The organism is Psychrobacter sp. S1-30-MNA-CIBAN-0213 (assembly GCF_040309845.1).
Lineage (GTDB): Bacteria > Pseudomonadota > Gammaproteobacteria > Pseudomonadales > Moraxellaceae > Psychrobacter.
On the sequence record NZ_JBEOPE010000072.1, the window covers coordinates 1 to 271 of the forward strand.

The 271-nt window shown below is 48.7% G+C and carries 1 pseudogene; it reads left to right on the top strand.

From position 1 onward, the window contains the following. A pseudogene (ligA, locus tag AAEY87_RS13995) lies at positions 1-271 on the top strand (NAD-dependent DNA ligase LigA); the annotation flags it as partial.

The window sequence follows — 271 nt, forward strand, 5'->3', positions numbered from 1 at the left end:
GCTGGTAGCTTACGTCAGCTTGATCCCGCCATAGCCGCCAGTCGTCCACTGGCATTTTACGGTTATTCGGTCAATCAAGGCTTGCCTACAAGTATCGATACTCAATCAGGAGCGCTGGCGTGGCTCACTGAGCTTGGATTTACCGTCAGCGCAGTAAGGGTAGTTGATACTCCACGAGAGGCACAAATTTATTACGAGAAAGCGATCGAAGAGCGAAACCAATTATCCTATGAAATCGATGGTATGGTCATCAAGGTAAACAGCCTTGTGC